Annotated in this window: 14 protein-coding genes; 2 read left to right on the forward strand and 12 right to left on the reverse strand. The window is 64.5% G+C overall.

All coding sequences use genetic code 11. The annotated features are described in order from the left end of the window. Window positions 1-11 precede the first annotated feature (11 nt). The 8 genes from OH705_RS24970 to OH705_RS25005 form a co-directional block, all read right to left on the reverse strand. Window positions 12-956 carry a carbohydrate kinase family protein gene (locus OH705_RS24970; protein WP_267303220.1) on the reverse strand — a complete coding sequence of 315 codons (945 nt, stop codon included), beginning with the start codon at window positions 954-956 and terminating at the stop codon, window positions 12-14. Window positions 957-997: 41 nt separating this feature from the next. Beyond that, window positions 998-2,488, reverse strand: coding sequence for a xylulokinase (gene xylB / locus OH705_RS24975; protein WP_267303206.1), 1,491 nt, complete (start codon window positions 2,486-2,488; stop codon window positions 998-1,000). A gap of 16 nt (window positions 2,489-2,504) precedes the next feature. Continuing rightward, the gene (locus tag OH705_RS24980) at window positions 2,505-3,974 is read right to left on the reverse strand and encodes a mannitol dehydrogenase family protein (protein WP_267303207.1); all 1,470 of its coding nucleotides are present in this window, start codon (window positions 3,972-3,974) and stop codon (window positions 2,505-2,507) included. An 11-nt stretch (window positions 3,975-3,985) separates the two neighbouring features. Beyond that, window positions 3,986-5,098 (reverse strand): ABC transporter ATP-binding protein, encoded by a 1,113-nt coding sequence (locus tag OH705_RS24985; RefSeq protein ID WP_094010389.1) that lies wholly within the window; start codon window positions 5,096-5,098, stop codon window positions 3,986-3,988. A 126-nt stretch (window positions 5,099-5,224) separates the two neighbouring features. Then, window positions 5,225-6,058, reverse strand: a complete 834-nt coding sequence (locus tag OH705_RS24990; protein ID WP_046856056.1) for a carbohydrate ABC transporter permease — start codon at window positions 6,056-6,058, stop codon at window positions 5,225-5,227. Window positions 6,059-6,068: 10 nt separating this feature from the next. Beyond that, window positions 6,069-6,992 carry a carbohydrate ABC transporter permease gene (locus OH705_RS24995; RefSeq protein ID WP_267303208.1) on the reverse strand — a complete coding sequence of 308 codons (924 nt, stop codon included), beginning with the start codon at window positions 6,990-6,992 and terminating at the stop codon, window positions 6,069-6,071. A gap of 71 nt (window positions 6,993-7,063) precedes the next feature. Next, complete coding sequence (locus OH705_RS25000) at window positions 7,064-8,374, reverse strand: ABC transporter substrate-binding protein (RefSeq protein ID WP_046856054.1); 1,311 nt, start codon at window positions 8,372-8,374, stop codon at window positions 7,064-7,066. 236 nt (window positions 8,375-8,610) lie between these two features. Further along, window positions 8,611-9,516 (reverse strand): AraC family transcriptional regulator, encoded by a 906-nt coding sequence (locus OH705_RS25005; RefSeq protein ID WP_267303209.1) that lies wholly within the window; start codon window positions 9,514-9,516, stop codon window positions 8,611-8,613. Window positions 9,517-9,884: 368 nt separating this feature from the next. Between OH705_RS25005 and OH705_RS25010 the strand changes: the two genes are divergently transcribed. Further along, window positions 9,885-10,181, forward strand: coding sequence for a DUF3077 domain-containing protein (locus OH705_RS25010; protein WP_181425919.1), 297 nt, complete (start codon window positions 9,885-9,887; stop codon window positions 10,179-10,181). A gap of 84 nt (window positions 10,182-10,265) precedes the next feature. Here OH705_RS25010 and OH705_RS25015 read toward each other — a convergent pair whose 3' ends face one another. Both OH705_RS25015 and OH705_RS25020 read right to left on the reverse strand, forming a co-directional pair. Then, window positions 10,266-11,945, reverse strand: a complete 1,680-nt coding sequence (locus tag OH705_RS25015) for an alpha-keto acid decarboxylase family protein (RefSeq protein WP_094010384.1) — start codon at window positions 11,943-11,945, stop codon at window positions 10,266-10,268. Next, window positions 11,942-13,696: a flavin monoamine oxidase family protein gene (locus OH705_RS25020; RefSeq protein WP_267303210.1), complete on the reverse strand. Its 1,755-nt coding sequence runs from the start codon at window positions 13,694-13,696 to the stop codon at window positions 11,942-11,944. The genes OH705_RS25015 and OH705_RS25020 overlap by 4 nt, the downstream gene beginning before the upstream one ends. A gap of 259 nt (window positions 13,697-13,955) precedes the next feature. Between OH705_RS25020 and OH705_RS25025 the strand changes: the two genes are divergently transcribed. Beyond that, window positions 13,956-15,383 carry a hypothetical protein gene (locus OH705_RS25025; RefSeq protein WP_267303211.1) on the forward strand — a complete coding sequence of 476 codons (1,428 nt, stop codon included), beginning with the start codon at window positions 13,956-13,958 and terminating at the stop codon, window positions 15,381-15,383. Between the two features lie 58 nt (window positions 15,384-15,441). Here OH705_RS25025 and OH705_RS25030 read toward each other — a convergent pair whose 3' ends face one another. Together OH705_RS25030 and OH705_RS25035 are read right to left on the reverse strand one after the other, a co-directional pair. Further along, window positions 15,442-16,503 carry a PD-(D/E)XK nuclease family protein gene (locus OH705_RS25030; RefSeq protein ID WP_267303212.1) on the reverse strand — a complete coding sequence of 354 codons (1,062 nt, stop codon included), beginning with the start codon at window positions 16,501-16,503 and terminating at the stop codon, window positions 15,442-15,444. Window positions 16,504-16,575: 72 nt separating this feature from the next. Then, on the reverse strand, window positions 16,576-17,343 hold the full coding sequence (locus tag OH705_RS25035) for a hypothetical protein (protein ID WP_094010380.1): 768 nt from the start codon (window positions 17,341-17,343) through the stop codon (window positions 16,576-16,578). Between the last annotated feature and the right edge of the window lie 17 nt (window positions 17,344-17,360).

The raw sequence follows: 17,360 nt of genomic DNA on the forward strand, positions 1-17,360 counted from the left end.
ATGGATGATTCTCAGGATGTCGGTGGTAGTTCATGCTCAAAGGGCAGGTTCGGGCCTGTTCGGGAGCAGGTGATCGCTGCGGCATGGATTGCGAAGGCGAGGATTGCATCGATAGTTTTGTGGGGGAGCTTCGCCACACCGGCTGGGCTGTTTGCTCCGAGGCGTGCGAGGTAGGCGAGCACGGCGGCTTGGAAGGTGTCACCGGCGCCGACGGTGTCGCTTACTGGCAACGAGGTATCTGCTGGGCGCTGCCATGAGCCATGTGCGCAATGCACGCTGGCTCCATCTGCTCCATGGGTGATGAAAACCAGTCGGCAGCGCTCGTTGAGCCAGCCACGGGCCACGTCACGAGGCTCCCGGCCTGGGTAGAGCAAGGCGATGTCTTCCTCACTGGCCTTGATCACATGCGCATGCCCGGCAAACGCCTCCACCTGCCGCCGCCACAGCGCCACATCCGGCAGCGGATTAAGCCGCACATTCGGATCAAGGCTGATCAAGCGCCGGTCCCGCTCGCGCTTCACCAGCGCCATCAGCGTATCGGCCACGGGCTGCACCACCAGGGTGTACGAGCCCACATGCAACCCCCGCACACGCTCATCCAGCACCGGCAGATGCTCCAGCATCACCTGCCGATCCGCACACCCTTCACCGCGAAACTGATACTGCGCCGAGCCATTGGCATCCAGCCCGACCATGGCCAAGGTGGTCGGTGCACCGCTGGTTACCACATAGCGGCAGTCCACCCGTTCCTCTTCCAGTACCCGGCGCAGCCGGGCACCGAGGTAGTCGCTGGACAACCCGCCGAACAACGCTGATTCCACGCCCAGCCGGCGCAGGCCGACGGCCACGTTGAACGGCGACCCGCCGGCAATCGCGGTAAACCCCAGCTCGCTGCTGCGGCTGCTGTTTTCCAGGCTGAACACATCGAACAGGGCCTCGCCACACACCAGATACATGCAGTTCTCCAGAACGATAGACAAGGGAAGGATACCCGCACTCAGCGTGCAGGCAGTTGCTCCCGATAGCGTTGATAGGCGACCTCGTACTCGGCCTGTTGCGCCGGGCGGGGCAGGGTTCGGGTGCTTTCGTCGAGGGCGACGCAGCGTTCGCACAGGGCTTCGAGGCTGTCGCCCTGGCCCAGCTGGCGGCCGAGGCTCCAGGCGGCCTGGATCGCGGCGCCCAGGGCGGCGGCTTCGGTCTGTTGGGGGCATACCACCGGCAGGCCGAGCAGGTCGGCCAGTATCTGGCGCCAAAGCGGGCTTTTCGCCGCGCCGCCGACCAGGCGGATTTCGCTGCCTTGCAGGCCGCTGGCAAGCAGCAGGTCGAGGCCGTAGCGCAGGCTGAAGCAGGTGCCTTCGAGCACGGCGCGGCAGAGGTTGGCGCGGGTCAGGTTGGCGCTGGTCATGCCGTGCAGGCTGGCGCTGGCTTCGGGCAGCGCGGGCACGCGCTCGCCGTCGAAGAAGGGCAGCATCAGCAGGCCGTCGGCGCCGATCGGGGCTTGGGTGGCGAGCTCGGTGAAACGGTCGAGGTTGAGTTCCAGCAGGTCGCGCACCAGGGCGCAGGCGCTGGTGAGGTTCATGGTGCAGATCAATGGCAGCCAGCCGCCGCTGGAGGTGCAGAAGGTCGCAACTTCGCCCTGGGCGCCGACGTGGGGCTGGTCGGCATGGGCGGCCAAGGTGCCGGAGGTGCCGAGGCTCAGGGTGATCATGCCGGGGGCGATATTACCGGTGCCGATGGCGCCGAGCATGTTGTCGCCGCCGCCAGTGGCTACCAAAGTCTGTGGGCTCAGGCCGAGGGCAGTGGCGGCCTGCGCGCGCAGGGTGCCGATGCAATCGCCGGATTCGACTAGCTCAGGCAGCGCAGCCAAAAGACGCTCGCCGGGCTCGATGTGCTGAAGCACATCAGTCGCCCAGGCGCGGCGGCGCACATCGTAGTAGCCGGTGCCGGAGGCGTCGCCGGGCTCAGTGCAGGCGCGACCGGTCAGCCAGTAATTCAGGTAGTCGTGGGGCAGCAGGATATGGGCGAGGCGGGCGAACAGTTCGGGATGTTGGCGCTTGGTCCACAGCAACTTGGACACCGTATAGCCCGGCGCGATCACCAGCCCGAGGCGTTCAAGCGAGCCCTGGGCGCCGCCGAGTGCATCGAGCAACTCCGCGTTCTCAGGCGCGCTTTCGGTGTCGCACCAGAGCTTGGCCGGGCGCAGCACCTGGCCTTGGGCGTCGAGCAGCACCAGGCCGTGTTGCTGGCCGGACACCGCCAGTGCGCGAATGGCCTGGCCATCCACACCGGCATCGTGCAACGCAGCGGACACCGCCGTGCGCAGGGCTTGCAGCCAGTCGGCCGGATCCTGCTCGCGCCGGCCATCGCGACCTTGGGGCGGCGCATGGGCGGCACTGCCCAGGCCCAGCACCTGGCCGCTGCCGGCGTCCAGCACCAGGGCCTTGGTGCCCTGGGTGCCGCAGTCGATGCCGAGGAACAGTCCGTCCATTTCGAAAGCCTCCGTGTCAGTCGCCGAGGACCTGGCGCAGGGTTTCACTCACGCCGACTTCGCGCAAGCTGTCGTACAGGCGCTCGAAGGCGCTGACGAAGGCTTTGGACGCGGGGATCGCCGTGCCGAAGATCGCCTCGTCGCCGAGCACCCGGGCAGCCAGGCCGTCGCGCTGCGCCACCCGGGCCTGGCAGTCGGCGGCGCGGGGGTCGGGGATGCTGTAGCGGGTGCCGCGCTCGTCTTCGCCGCGCAGGTACAGGGCCCAGGCGGCCACCACCAGGGCCACGCGCTCCAGGGGCTTGCCGTCGGCGATCAGGCGGTTGGCGGTGGGCACGATGAACTTGGGGAATTTCGACGAGCCGTCGGAGCACACGCGCTCCAGCTGGTCGGCGATGGCGCGGTTGGCGAAGCGTTCGGTGAGGCTGTGCTTGTAGCGCGTCAGGTCGATGCCCGGTACCGGGGCCAGTTGCGGGGTCACGTCCTGGTCCATGAAGGTGCGCATGTAGCGACGCAGTAGCGGGTCGGCGAGGGTTTCGTGGACGAAGCGGTAGCCTTGCAGAAAGCCCAGGTAGGTGAGGGCCAGGTGGCTGCCATTGAGCAGCTTGATCTTCATTTCTTCATAGGGCGTGACGTCGTCGGTGAACTGCACGCCGACCTGCTCCCAGGCCGGGCGGCCGGCGACGAACTTGTCTTCCACCACCCATTGCAAAAACGGCTCGCACACCACCGGCCAGGCATCGTCGACGCCGTGGCGCTCGAGCAACTGCTGGCGGTGGGTGGGGCTGGTCATCGGGGTGATGCGGTCGACCATGGCATTGGGGAAGCTGACGTGGCCGTCGATCCAGCGGGCCAGGTCGTGGTTCTGCAGGTGGGCGAAGGCCAGCAGGGCCTTGCGGGCGACGTCGCCGTTGTGCGGGAGGTTGTCGCAGGACATCACCGTGAAGGGGCCGATGCCGGCCTCGCGGCGGCGGCGCAGGGCTTCGCAGAGGAAGCCGAACACGCTCTGCGGGGCTTGCGGGTTGGCCAGGTCGTGCTGGATCTGCGGCAGGTCGGCGCGGAATTCACCGGTGCTGTCGTCGATGCAGTAGCCGCCTTCAGTGATGGTCAGCGAGACGATGCGGATGTTGGGTTCGGCAAGCTTGGCCAGCAGCGCTTCGGCGCCGTCCTCGGCCAGCAGCATGCCGTTGATCGCGGCTATCACGCGGACCTGGGTGTCGGGTTGGTCGCCCAGTTCGAACAGGGTGTAGAGGTGGTCTTGCGCGGCCAGGGCATCGCGCATGGCGCGGTCTTCGCGGCGCAGGCCGGCGCCGCAGATGGCCCAGTCGAGGCCTTCGCCCAGGTTCATCAGGGCGTCGGTGTAGGCGGCCTGGTGGGCGCGGTGGAAGCCGCCGACGCCGATGTGCACGATGCCCTGGCGCAATTGGCTTGGGTCGTAGCTGGGGCGGGCGACCGCCAGGCGGGGGAGGTTGTGTTGGTTGAGTTTCATCCTGAAGGTCCTTAGGCCGCCTGCTGCAGGCGCTTGTCGAGGGCTTGGCCGTTGCTGTCGAACAGGTGGCAGTGGGTGGGGTCGAAGGTCAGCTCCAGGGCCTCGCCGAAGGTTGGCGCAAAGTCCCCGCGCACGCGCACGGTGAGCATCTCGCCGGACGCGGCGCGCACATGGCAATAGCTGTCGCTGCCCAGCCGCTCGCTGACATCGGCGGTCACCTGCAGCGACCCCGGCGCACCCTGGCACACCGGGCTGATGCTCAGGTGCTCGGGCCTGATCCCCAGGGTCACCTGGCTGCCGGTGTGCAGCTCGCCCGCGCACAGCGGCAGGGCGATGCGCGCACCACATTCGAGGGCCACCTCGCACTGGTTGCCCTGGTTCCGGCTCAGGTGGCCACGCAGGAAGCCCATCTTCGGCGTGCCGAGAAACCCTGCGACAAACAGGTTGGCCGGATGGTGGTACAGCTCCAGCGGCGAGCCCACTTGCTCGACGCGCCCGCCGTTGAGCACCACCACCTTGTCGGCCAGGGTCATGGCCTCGACCTGGTCGTGGGTCACGTAGATCATCGTCGCGGCCAGCTCCTGGTGCAGACGCGCCAGCTCCAGGCGCATCTGCACGCGCAGGGCGGCGTCGAGGTTGGACAGCGGCTCGTCGAACAGGAAGATCTTCGGGTTGCGCACGATGGCGCGGCCGATCGCCACCCGCTGGCGCTGGCCGCCGGAGAGCTGGCGCGGCTTGCGTTCGAGCAGCGGTTGCAGCTCGAGGATGCGCGCGGCGTTGTCGACCTTGGCGGTGACCTCGTGCTTGGCGACGCCGGCCAGGTCCAGGGCGAACGACAGGTTCTTGCGCACGGTCATGTGCGGGTACAGGGCGTAGGTCTGGAACACCATGGCCAGGTCGCGCTTGGCCGGGGCGGTGTCGGTGATGTCGGCGCCGTCGAGGGTGATGCTGCCGCTGCTGACCTCCTCGAGGCCGGCGATCAGGCGCAGCAGGGTGGACTTGCCGCAGCCGGAGGGGCCGACGAACACCACGAACTCGCGGTCGCGCACGTCCAGGTCGATGCCCTTGATGATGGCGTGGCCATCGAAGCCTTTGTGCAGGTTGCGGATTTTCAGGTCAGCCATGGCTAGTCACCTCTGTGGTGGCCGGTTGATTGAATGAGGGTCTGTGGGGATCACTGGCTTGCAAAGGGGCCGCTTTGCGGCCCATCGCTGGCAAGCCAGCTCCCACAAGGGAATTGCGAAGCCAGGTCATTTCACGGCACCGAAGGAGAGCCCGCGCACCAGCTGCTTCTGGCTGATCCAGCCAAAGATCAGGATCGGCGCGCAGGCCAGAGTCGAGACGGCCGAGAGCTTGGCCCAGAACAGCCCTTCGGGGCTCGAGTAGGAGGCCACCAGCGCGGTCAGCGGGGCGGCGGCGGACGAGGTCAGGTTGAGCGACCAGAACGCCTCGTTCCAGCACAGGATCAACGACAGCAGCAGGGTCGAGGCCAGCCCGCCGCGGGCGATCGGCAGCAGCACGCGGACGATCTCCTGCCAGGTGCCGGCGCCATCCAGGCGCGCAGCTTCAAGGATGTCCACGGGGATGTCCTTGAAGTAGGTGTACACCATCCACACCACGATCGGCAGGTTGATCAGGGTGTAGACGATGACCAGCGCCAGGCGCGAATCGAGCAGGCCAAACTGCTTGGCCAGCAGGTAGATCGGCATCAAGACGCCCACCGGCGGCAACATCTTGGTCGACAGCATCCACAGCAGCGTGCGCTTGGTGTGGCGGGTTTCAAAAAAGGCCATCGAGTAGGCGGCCGGCACGGCGATAAGCATGCACAGCAGGGTCGCCGAGAACGAGATCAGTACCGAGTTCCAGGCGTAGGCGAAGTAGTCGCTGCGCTCGTTGATGTGCAGGTAGTTCTCCAGCGTCGGCGCGAAGATGAACTGCGGCGGCGTGGCGAAGGCATCCAGCTCGGTCTTGAAGCTGGTCAGCAGCATCCAGAAAATCGGGAAGAAGATCACCAGGGCGATGGCCCAGCACAGCAGGCCGAGCAGGGCGTTCTTCAGGGTGCGGGTTTGCTTGAGTGTCAGCATGGCGGGCTCCTCAGCTGCGCGCGGTGAGGTTCTTGCCGATCATGCGGACCAGCACGATGGCGGCGATATTGGCGATCAGCACGGCGATCAGGCCACCGGCCGAGGCCATGCCGACGTCGAACTGCAGCAGCGCCTGGTTGTAGATCAGGTAGGCGAGGTTGGTGGACTCGTATCCGGGGCCGCCGCTGGTGGTGGTGAAGATTTCGGCGAATACCGACAGCAGGAAGATGGTCTCGATCATCACCACCACGGCGATGGGCCGCGCCAGGTGCGGCAGGGTCAGGTGCCAGAAGATCGCCAAGGGGCCTGCGCCATCCAGGCGCGCGGCTTCCTTCTGTTCCAGATCCTGCGACTGCATGGAGGTCATCAGGATCAGGATGGCGAACGGTAGCCACTGCCAGGAGACGATCAGGATGATCGACAGCAGCGGGTAGTGCGCCAGCCAGTCCACCGGTTGCGCGCCAAACAGGCGCCACACGGCGGCGAGGATGCCCGACACCGGGTGGAAGATCAGGTTCTTCCACAGCAGCGCGCTGACCGTGGGCATGATGAAGAACGGCGAGATCAGCAGCACCCGCACCACGCCGCGGCCCCAGAACTCGCCGGCCTCCAGCAGCGCGGCAATGAGCACGCCGAGCACCACGCTGATCGCCAGCACGCTGCCGACCAGGGTCAGGGTATTCAGGGCGCCGGGCATGAAGCCGGCGTCGGTGACGAAGAAGGCGAAGTTCTCCAGGCCCACGAACTGGTTTTCGCCCGGGTACAGCAGGTTGTAGCGGATCAGCGAGAAATACAGGGTCATGCCCAGGGGCACGATCATCCACAACAGCAGCAGCGCCACCGAAGGGCTGACCAGGAACCAGCCGGGGCCGACGCGGCGTTTGCCGGGGCGTGCGGTGGCGAGGCTCGGGGTGTCGAGGGCCGATGTGTTCATGGCGACTCCGTGTGCAGCAAAAAGGGGCGGTCACCGCGCCGGGGTTCGGCGCGGTCGGGGGACGCTGCGGGCTACTTGGGGTAACCGGCGCGCTTCATCTCGCGTTCGGTGGACTGCTGGGCCGAGGCCAGCACCTGGTCCACTTTCATCTGCCCGGTCAGCGCGGCGGCGAACAGTTTGCCGACCTGGGTGCCGATGGCCTGGAACTCGGGGATGGTCACCAGCTGGATGCCCACGTAGGGCACGGGCTTGAGGGTGGGGTGGTTGGGGTCGACGCGCTTGAGCGATTCGAGGGTGACCTTGGCGAATGGCGCGGCGGCCAGGTACGCGTCGTTGTAGGTCGAGGCGCGGGTGCCGGGCGGCACGTTGGCCACGCCTTCTTTCTCGGCCACCAGCTTGCCGTAGGCCTCGGAGGTGGCCCAGGTGGCGAACGTCCTGGCGGCGTCCTTGGATTTGGAACTGGTGGGGATCGCCAGTGCCCAGGAATACAGCCAGGTGGCGCCCTTGTCGGTGACTTCCTTGGGCGCGAAGGTGAAGCCGACCTGGTCGGCGACCTTGCTCTGGGTCTTGTCGGTGACGAACGAGCCGGCGACGCTGGCGTCGACCCACATCGCGCACTTGCCGCTGTTGAACAGCGCGAGGTTTTCGTTGAAACCGTTGCTGGAGGCGCCGGGCGGGCCGTATTGCTTGAGGGTGTTCACATAGAAATTCAGGGCGTTCTTCCACTCGCTGCCGCTGAACTCGGGTTTCCATTGCTCATCGAACCAGCGTGCGCCGAAGGCATTGGCCACGGTGCCGATCAGCGCCATGTTCTCGCCCCAGCCGGCCTTGCCGCGCAGGCAGATGCCGTACTGCCCCTGATCGGGTTGGTTGAGCTTGGCGGCGAACTCGCCGAGCTGGGTCCAGGTGGGTTGCTCGGGCATGCTCAGCCCGGCTTGCTCGAACAGGTCCTTGCGGTAGTAGGTGATCGAGGCTTCGGCATAGAAGGGCAGGGCGTACAGCGTGCCATTGGCCGACAGGCCGTTGCGTACCGAGGGGAACACGTCGTCGAGGTTGTAGTCGGCGGGCAGGTCGGTCATCGGCGCCAGCCAGCCCTTGGCACCCCACAGCGCGGCTTCGTACATGCCGATGGTCAGCACGTCGAACTGGCCGCCCTGGGTGGCGATATCGGTGGTCAGGCGCTGGCGCAGCACGTTCTCTTCGAGTACCACCCACTTGAGCTGGATGTCCGGGTGCTGCTGCTCGAACACCTTGGCCAGGCGCTGCATGCGGATCATGTCGTTGTTGTTGACCGTGGCGATGGTCAGGGTGTCGGCGGCCTGGGCATGCAGCGGCAGGCTGAGGCAGGCGGCGGCCAGGCAGGCCTTGATCGAGTCGTTCATCAGTGAACTCCCTTATTGTTTTTGTATCGCTCGGCGCTGATTACACCCGTGCACGGCGATGCCGACAAAGCCTTGCCTGCACCTTGGCTGATACTTTTTTGCAGTGCTTGAACAGGGGCCGCTGCGCGCCCCATCGCCGACAAGCCGGCTCCCACGGGGATGGCGCTGGCTTGAAGGCGCTGCGGTCGGGATGGGAGCCGGCTTGCCGGCGATGGGCTGCAAAGCAGCCCCAAGGCTCAGCCGCGGTTCTGCTCGGTCAGGCGCTGGGTCACCAGGCTGCGGTAGTCCGAAGGGGTCATGCCCTTGAGTTGCAGAAAGCGCCGGTTGAAGTTCGACAAGTTGCTGAAGCCCGATTCGAAGCACACCTCGGTCACCGGCAGTTCGCCCTTGGCCAGCAGCTCGCACGATTTGCTCACCCGCAGCCGGTTGACGAACTCGACGAAGCCGCGCCCGGCGGCCTGCTTGACGAACCGCGAGAAGTAGGTCGGCGTCATGCCCAGGTGCTCGGCCACCTCGTTCTGGCTCAGGTCCTGGGCGTAGTGCTGGAAGATGTAGTCCACCGCCCGGTTGATACGCTCGACATTGTGTTCGTCTGCCAGTTGCGAAGAGGTGACGGTGGACAGCAGTTGGTAGTCATCGCAGGCGGCGAGCTGTTCCATGAGGATAAAAAAGTATCCCAGGCGGGTCATGCCGCGGCTGTCGGCGATACGTTGCAGCAGCTGGCGGCTCTCGTTTATCAGTGCCGGGTCGCGGAACTCGATGCCATAGCGCGCCCGGGCCAGCAGCGGGGCCAGCTGGGTGAGCTCGGCGAACACCTGGCTGCCATCCTCGAGTACCTCGTCGGTGAAGTTGACCAGCATGTCGCGCTTGCCCACCACTTCGTCGGGGCCGACCTGGCTGATCCAGTTGTGCGGCAGGTTGGGGCCGGTGAGGAACAGGGTGTCGGGAGCGAAGTTGCCGATGTAGTCGCCGATGAACACCTTGCCGGCGCTGGCGACGATCAGGTGCAGCTCGTATTCCTTGTGGAAATGCCAGCGCACCAGCGGGCTGGGGAAGCCATGCTGGCGGTAGATCAGCGAGGCGCCTTCATGGTCGTCCATCAGTTCGTAGGACGGGTCGGTGACTTTGCTTGTTCTGGGCATGGCAGTGGCTGGGCCTGGCGGGGCGAGGTGACATCCTAGCCTGAAGTGGCGGAGCAGGGCAGAGCAGAAAGCTGAAGGCGTATGCGCTGCGACCGTCCCATGCGGGTGCTTGTTCAAGGCGGATTTTGTAGGTCCTACAGCCATTCTTCCGCTGTTCGTGTAGTCCATTTCCTAAAGGTAGCTTTTCCACCTGTCGGGCCGTTGTAGCGAGTGGGTAGGCCCTTTAGTCTCGCCCTGCTCGTCGTGTTTCGCCGTTCGGGGTTGGCCGGGCCTTTGGGCAGAGCACCGTGCAAGGATCGCGCGGTTTGGCCCGTTGGCGCCAGACGATGAAACGCGGCGGGCTCTTTCATTTTTTCGGGGGTGGGGTCATGGACAAGGACGAACAAGCAAAGGGCAAAGACGTACTGAACATCGTTAGCCTGGTTGGCCGTACCCGGCGTCGGTCGGTACGCGACTGGGTGCAGGCTGTACCGGGGTTGCCGACGGCCGAGGTGTTGCAGGAAACGTCGATCATTCTGGGCTGCATCACCGCGCTCACGCAGCAGGCGTTGAGCAAGCCGAAAGAGGCGCAGACGCTTATGCGGGCAACGTATTACCTCAGCGGGATCGCCAAGGCGATGATTGATGGGCAGCTGCCGGTGAGCGAGGGGAAGGGCGACAGTTGAGCCGCGCTGTCAGCGCAATAGCCGCTTTCGAGCAGTCGAAAGCGGCTAACTGTTTGGCGGCAGGTGTGGCGATCAACCGTGCAATCAACTCAGCCCGGCTAACCGTTTGATCTGCTCGGCAAAGTCTTTCTCGGCAATCTTCACCTCCACCAGTACTGGCCGCTGCACAACCATCAGCAACTGCGGCAGCAAGCGTTCCAGCTCGTCCACCGTTTCCACCCGATACCCCAGCGCGCCATAGCCGCAGGCCAGCGCTGTATAGTCCAGCGCGGGCAAGGTGTCGAACGGCGCGAATTCACCTTCTGGCGTGAACGCATCAGGGTCGACGAAGGCCTGCTCGATCGCATACACCTGGTTGCTCATCACGAACACCACCGCATTGACCTTGTTGCGCGCCAGTGCTGCCAGCGACTGGCTGACCATCATGAACCCGCCATCGCCGGCCACTACCACCGGGCGCCGGCCGCTGCCCAGCGCCACGCCAAGGGCGCAGCCGGTCTCGTGGCCGAGCGAGCCCCAGATGGCATCGGAGATGAAACTGCCGCGGGGCATGCCGTTGATGTTGCTGGCCACATACAGCGACGAGCTTTCACCGAGGATCAGCGTGCTGGTCTGCCACAGGCGATGCTCGTGGGCGAAATTCACCAGGCTGTCGAAAAAGCTCGCATAACTCAGCGCGCTGGGCACCGCGCCGCTGCCCAGCAGCGGGCGCGAGGCGGCCAGGGCGGTGCCAGGGCGGGGGAACTGAGTATCCACCTTCAGGGCCTTGAGCAGGGCCTCGACATAGTCGGGCAGGCGCACGTTGGGGTAGTAGTCGGCGCCGGCGCGGGCCAGTTCGCAGTTGACCTGGACGATTTCGCCATAGCGGGCCTTGAGCAGGTCCAGGTAGTCGTCGGTGAAGATCACGCCAATGGCCAGGATGCAGTCGCAGGCATCCACCCGGGCCGAGGTTTCCGGGCGGGAGGCGGGGCCGGCATAGGTGCCGATGAATGGCGCCTGGCTTTCGTCGAGCACGGTCTTGGCGTCGAGGGTGGTGGAGAAGGGCAGGCCGCAACTGTCGATCAGGCGTTGCACGGCGTCCTGCAAACCGTAGCGAATGATCTCCACCCCCAGCAGCACCAGCGGCTGGCGCGCTGTGGCCAGGCGTTGCACGCTGGCCTCGACCAGGCTTTGCAAAGCCTGGGGGTTGGACGGGCGCGGGGCGGGGGTCAATTGGCCGTGGGGGCGACTGACCTCGGCGCCCCAGATGTCCTGATAGGCCTCCAGGTAGATGGGCTGGCGGTGGGTGAGCGCCGCGATCAGCGCGTTGTCGATCTGCCACGGCGCGCGGTGCGGATCGGACAGGATCTCGCAGGCCACGGTCACCTGCTCCAGCACGTTGCGGTCGGCCTCGAAGTTGCCGGTGGAGTGGTGGAACAACACGTTCTGGGCATTGGCCTTGAGGCGGTCGCTGGTGGAGGGGCTGGCGGAGATCACCACCACCGGGTTGCGCTCCACGTAGGCCCCGGCGATGGCGTTAACCGCGCTGAAAGTGCCCACCCCGTACTGCAGCGACACCGCGCCCAGGCCGTGCACCCGGGCGTAGCCGTCAGCGCTGTAGGCGGCGCCCATCTCGTAGATTTCGCCCACGGCATCGATGCCGTCGAAGGCGTCCAGCGCGCTCATGAACCTGGAACAGTAATCGCCCGGCACCTGGAATACCTTGTCCAGGCCCAGCTCCTTGAGCCGGGTCAGCAGGTAGTCGGCCACGGTAAAAGTGCTCATGGCTTGACCCCCGCGCAGATGGCCTGGGTGATGGCTTCGAGCACCTGCGGCGCCTGGCTGGGCATGGGCGGGGTGGCGTAGTCGATCTCTTCCGGTGCCGGGGTCGGCAGCAGCTGGTAGTTGGCTGGCAGCCAGTTGGGGCGCGGCAGTTCGAAGAACTCCTGCAAGGCGGACTCGGCGGTGGTCAGCGCGCCCTCGACCCAACCCTGGCCATAGGAATACGCCTCGCCGACGATGAACACCTGCTGGTCCTTAACCGGGTGGCGCATCTTCTGGATGATCAGGTCCAGGCGGTAGTTGGCCTTCCACTCGTGCCAGCCGCCACCGTAGGGGTCGGCGTCCCAGGCGTGGTACACGGCACTGTAGGGGGCCGGCAGCTCGACCTGGGCGTGCAGCTGGGTGACCTGGCGCTGGGCGATGCGCACCATCTCGTCGCTGATCTGGAACTGCGTGCGCGGCACCACCGCGTCATTGGCGATGCGCCCTTCGAGGCTGCGCGGGGTGTAGCCGGTGAATTCGGGGCCGTCTTCGAGTCCTTTCCAGAACGGCACGGTGCCGATGTCGTTGTAGGAGGCCATCAGCAGCGAGTTGAAGGTGTTTTCGCCACCGGCCTGATCGCACTCGGTGCCCATGTAGTAGCACTGGCGGATCGGCAGGTCGGTGACCGAACGCCCGGCCACCAGGCCCAGGTTGCGCCACCAGGGTTGCTCATAGGCCAGGAACAGCTTGAACGCCGACTGCACCAGCACCGAGCCGAGGTTGTCCTTGAGCCACGGGTCGTCGAACAGCGGCGAGTCGATCAGCTCCAGCGCGCGGCGCGGCAGGGCGAGGATCACCTGGCGGGCGTGGACGATGTCCTCGCCTTCGAGGTCGTGGGTCTTGCCGTTGACGGTCTCGGTGTGGCGCAGGTGCAGGCGGTAGGGGTACTCGGTGTCATCGCTGTAGCTCAGGGCGGCCAGGCGGCGGTTCATCTGGATGCGCTGGTCGGCGGGCACCAGGCCGCCGGCCTGTTCGCTGAAGCGCTGGGCCAGGGTCAGCGGCAGGCTCTGGAAGCCATCCTTGAGCGTGCGGAACACGGTGGCGTCGCTGTATTCGGTGGCGGGCAGCTGGGTCACGGCGCTGGCGTTGGCGACGTTGGCCTCGTAGCCGCCGGCGTCCTTCATGAACTGGTAGCCCTCGTTGCTCAGCACGCGGTAGAGCAGGTCCCAGAAACCGTAGCGCCAGATCGGCTTGCCGAATACCTGTACCTGCATCTGCTCGGCCAGGCTCAGCTTGTCGAACCCGGGATAGATGCTGTTCATCACGTTGACCTGGAGGTCTTCGGGGTTGTAGCCGCGCTCGGTCCAGCCCAGGTCGTAGGGAATCTTGTGCGGCGCCTCGACGAAATCGCGGAAACGGAAGCGCTGGCCGCGCAGGTAGAACAGGTTGTCCTGGGCGCCGATGGGCGCGTCTTTGGGCAGTTCGTTGCCCATGGGGAAGTCCTTGCTCGGCAGGCCCAGGTGCTGCACCAGGGTGTCGACCATGACATGGCCGTCGGCGCCGGGCATGTACCGCATGCCGCCCACCTCGGCGACCACGTTGGGCAGGCCGGGCAGCTTGACGCTGAACAGCCGCCCGCCGATGCGGTCGCCATATTCGAACAACTGGATACGCAGGCTGTCGCCGTGGGCCTGTTGCAGGCGCCAGGCGCTGTAGGTACCGGAGACACCGCCGCCGATGATGGCGACGTCCAAGGGTTGGGGCTGGCTCATCGCAAATTCCCTTTTGTTGTTGTGGGCAAGGAATCCATGTGACGAGCCAGTATTGTCGAGGTTTGGCGGAATGCCAGTTTGCCATCATCGAATTTTCAACGTGGTCCCGGCGCGGTTACAACGAGGTGTGCGGGGAACCCAGGCGATGGTGATCTCGACATAGCTGTCGTTGGCCTAGGCACTACGGTGGCGTGGTATCGTTTTGGCATTATTTGTTGCCAGAAGCCTGCCAAGGCATGCGATTTTGATGAGGAAGGTTATGGACGTGCTGGAAACGCTGTTGGTGGCAGCGGTCAGGGAGTGTTGGGGGGAGCAAGTCGACTTTGTTGGCGTTACCCGCGATGTACTGTCCTGCGTACTCGATCAGCGCGAGCTGTTCGAGGCGTTGCCTGAGCGTATGGCAGTTGAAGTAATTCCAATCGAACAATGTGGGCTGGACTCCCCCCGTACTCGTTCAATGGAAGAGTTTCATTCCTCCAAGGCGGTCCTGCTGTTCGATGGCCTTACGGCGGCGGCAGGTGGCAGAAGGTCCTATATCTACAAAAGCAAAGGGTTTCGAGTCTATCTGTTCGAGTCAGGTGAGGTCTGCACACTTACCCCCTATTGCAAGATAGATGATCGCGGTTTCTCGCTGGGCAACGAGCTCTGGGATATCCCCTGCGACTTTCATGTCCATATGCTGCGCACTGCTGAGCCAGTTGCGGATCTCTTCGAGATGATCAGCGAAAAAAAACCGGCCTTTCTACCTGATGCCCGCATAGGTCTTGGGTTGATCAAGATGATCACCAGCCTGCGCAGCAGGTTCCCCATCGATTACTGTCTGGAGTATGTGATTGTCCCGCCCGATGTCGATATCCTCTCTGGCTTTTCCCAGGGGATGAGGCGAGATCTGTGGGATGTGTGTCTCTCCCGCAGGTTCGAACGGGAGGCCGGGCATGAGGTGCAAACGCGAGCTATTGCTTTGCTCATGGAGGCCGGCATAAGCCCGCAGCCTGACCAGATCCTGGATTATTTGCAGAGAATCGGTAGGTCATCGTCTTGCGAAGATCTCCTCCAGCGCATGGATGAACTGAAACTTGCAGTCCTTGGTCGCATCGATCAACTCGCAGATGACTTGAGTGATCCGGATTTCTGGCAGCGGCTTGGCAGCGAGCAACGGCGGACGCACTCGGCGGTCGTCCGGCAGTTCCAGAACGCCCCCTGTGTACGGACCATGAATGATGTGGTGCATGAAATTCTTGAAGTATTCAAGACGCAGATTGAAGCGCATGGATTGTGGAAGGAGCTTTGGGACCGAGACAAGCCCAAGCCAGAAAGCAGTGTGCAAAATCTGTTCTTCAGCAGTGCCGTTAGCTTTTGCCGTGCGTACGGCCTGGATATTTCGCCTGAGTCGGACGGCGGAAGTGGGCCGGTTGATTTCAAGATCTCTGCCGGCTGGCACGACAAGGTCGTGGTCGAGTTCAAGCTGTCGACCAACACCAGTGTGGTGCATGGTTATGAGTGTCAGTTGGAGCGCTACAAGGATTCGGAAAACACCGAGCATGGGATTTTCGTGCTGGTGGATGTTGGGGAACTGGGTGGAAAGCTTGAGCGGGTCCGCTCGTTGCAATCTGCCAAGGGCGAAAGGGCATCCGATATTGTCTATGTCGATGCACGGCCCCGGGTGTCGGCCAGCAAGAAACGCTGAAAACCACACTGCCCCGCGCTTGCGAAAGTGCGGGGCGCCTGCCCATTGTGGCTTGATGTCAGCGCATTTCGGCTTCGAATTGCATCAACAGCCGCATTTTCTCCAGGACCGTGTCGATTACCACGCGTTCGTCGAAGCTTTCCAACTTCCATTCAAAACCGATCACGCGCCGGCCTTCGGTCCACGGCTGTCTTGTGGTATCCACGAACAGATGGCGACCGAACTCCATCTGACGTGTGTCGACATTGATCAGGTACACGCGGATGGTCGGTCGCAGTGGCGCCTGGCTGCCATCCAGGTAGAGCACCACATCCGACCACTCGACCCAGTCGTTGCAGGCGTAACGCAGCGCCGGTCCGTCCGCCCAGGGTTGCCGGCGGGTGTAGGTTTCGAAGCCGTCGATCTCGGCCTGCAAGTGGGCGATGATCTTGCTATCCAGCGCCTCGAGTGCCTGGTCACGCAGCTTGTTCAGGGCATTGATCTGCGGCAGGTGATCGAAGATGAAATCAATGCTCTCAGGGTTCATGTCACGCTCCACGGTGATGTTTTCCAGATGCAGCAGGAACTCGTCTGCCAGCACACGCCATTTGTTCAGCCGGCTGTGCTCGACGTTTTGCGACAGTGCTCTGCGCAGGGCGCCGAGCAGGTCGGCATAGCTGAGCCCTGTCCAACCATCGGCGACGTTGCTGCCCGACGGTGACAGCACCGCGAACAACACGCGCTTGTCGCGGCCACCCACCAATGTTTCGGCATAGAGTTCGTAATCGGCGAACGGGTTGACCTGAGCGTGGAAGATCTTGTTCTCGAGAATCAGCAGCCAGTCCTCACCTTGCAGCAGCAGGTCGATGCGCTTGCCATTGGTGGTGGTCACTTCACGTTGCGGAGGCAGGCGCAGGGTCGGCTCGGGAGGTGACTCTTTGCAGATGCAGCCTAGCAGGGCGCCGAGGAAGCAATCACCAAAACCATGGACCTGGTTGGGGTCGAGAAAGAATGCGAGCAGGTCAGTGGTGGGGTTTTCGTAGTAACCGCGCCCTCCGAGGGCAAAAATGCTTGGCTCATACGCCGGCTGGCGATGCCGTTCAGCCTCGGCAAGCAGGGTGCGTGCCTGATCCAGATCCATGGTGTCTCTCCGTGTGTTCCCCTTGCGGGGGTAGCAATGTCGGCGATACCGATGTGCCGTCGATTTCGGCAGCTAGGCACGCCCTTTCAACAGTGCTGCCAGGGCGACGGTGAGGCCAACGGCGGTCGCCATCGCAACCAGCATGGTAATGGCGACGCCCGTATGTTCGAGCAACCCCGCCATCGCCAGATAAAACGCAATCACCCCCACCGCCCCAATCGCATTGCCCCGCACCATCGCCGCCATCCCGGCGCGGCCGCCCTGGACATGGGCGAACACCACCAACGGCCAGGCAATCACCGGGATCGGCGCCAGCATCCCGCTGGTCGCCGGCCCCAGCCAACTGGCCAGGCTGGTGGTGAGCATCAGCAGCGCGGTGGCGGACACCATGCGCAAGGGGATCTCCCAATAACGGTGCCGAGGCCGGGCAAGCGTATCGGGCCTGGGCTCGCGGCCGCTGGCGCGGATCAGCACGCCGATCAGCAGCAGCGCCACGCCGACCGACAGGTACAACCCGCCCCAGTGGGTGAAGGCATAGGCCGCCAGGCCATAGAACAGGATCGCCAGCGATACCGCCGCAGCGATGCCGAGCTTGCGCGTGGCGAACAGGTAGAAGGTGTAGGTGGCCTGCACGGCCGCCAGTCCACCCAGCGCACCCGGCACCGCGCCCAGGGCGAAGGCCGTGCCTTGCTCCAGGCACAGAAAGGTCATCACCAGCGCCGAGGTGATTGGCAGGCCGGACAGCAAACCACCGAGCAGGCCGCCCCAGCGCCTTGAGGCGAGGGAGATGGCCCACATCAGCAGCGGGGTGACGAGGAGTTTCAGGTAGAAGAGGGTCATTGCGCGCGGTTCCGGTT

Origin of the sequence: Pseudomonas sp. BJa3, from assembly GCF_026343815.1 — a bacterium.
In the GTDB taxonomy this organism is placed as follows: Bacteria; Pseudomonadota; Gammaproteobacteria; order Pseudomonadales; family Pseudomonadaceae; genus Aquipseudomonas; species Aquipseudomonas soli.

Excerpts from the sequence above, each read along its gene's own strand:
- xylB (WP_267303206.1), bottom strand. The coding sequence starts at position 2,488 with ATGGACGGACTGTTCCTCGGCATCGACTGCGGCACCCAGGGCACCAAG.
- OH705_RS25035 (WP_094010380.1), bottom strand. The coding sequence starts at position 17,343 with ATGACCCTCTTCTACCTGAAACTCCTCGTCACCCCGCTGCTGATGTGG.
- OH705_RS24995 (WP_267303208.1), bottom strand. The coding sequence starts at position 6,992 with ATGAACACATCGGCCCTCGACACCCCGAGCCTCGCCACCGCACGCCCC.
- OH705_RS25005 (WP_267303209.1), bottom strand. The coding sequence starts at position 9,516 with ATGCCCAGAACAAGCAAAGTCACCGACCCGTCCTACGAACTGATGGAC.
- OH705_RS25030 (WP_267303212.1), bottom strand. The coding sequence starts at position 16,503 with ATGGATCTGGATCAGGCACGCACCCTGCTTGCCGAGGCTGAACGGCAT.
- OH705_RS25010 (WP_181425919.1), top strand. The coding sequence starts at position 9,885 with ATGGACAAGGACGAACAAGCAAAGGGCAAAGACGTACTGAACATCGTT.
- OH705_RS24990 (WP_046856056.1), bottom strand. The coding sequence starts at position 6,058 with ATGCTGACACTCAAGCAAACCCGCACCCTGAAGAACGCCCTGCTCGGC.
- OH705_RS24970 (WP_267303220.1), bottom strand. The coding sequence starts at position 956 with ATGTATCTGGTGTGTGGCGAGGCCCTGTTCGATGTGTTCAGCCTGGAA.
- OH705_RS25000 (WP_046856054.1), bottom strand. The coding sequence starts at position 8,374 with ATGAACGACTCGATCAAGGCCTGCCTGGCCGCCGCCTGCCTCAGCCTG.
- OH705_RS25025 (WP_267303211.1), top strand. The coding sequence starts at position 13,956 with ATGGACGTGCTGGAAACGCTGTTGGTGGCAGCGGTCAGGGAGTGTTGG.
- OH705_RS25020 (WP_267303210.1), bottom strand. The coding sequence starts at position 13,696 with ATGAGCCAGCCCCAACCCTTGGACGTCGCCATCATCGGCGGCGGTGTC.
- OH705_RS25015 (WP_094010384.1), bottom strand. The coding sequence starts at position 11,945 with ATGAGCACTTTTACCGTGGCCGACTACCTGCTGACCCGGCTCAAGGAG.
- OH705_RS24980 (WP_267303207.1), bottom strand. The coding sequence starts at position 3,974 with ATGAAACTCAACCAACACAACCTCCCCCGCCTGGCGGTCGCCCGCCCC.
- OH705_RS24985 (WP_094010389.1), bottom strand. The coding sequence starts at position 5,098 with ATGGCTGACCTGAAAATCCGCAACCTGCACAAAGGCTTCGATGGCCAC.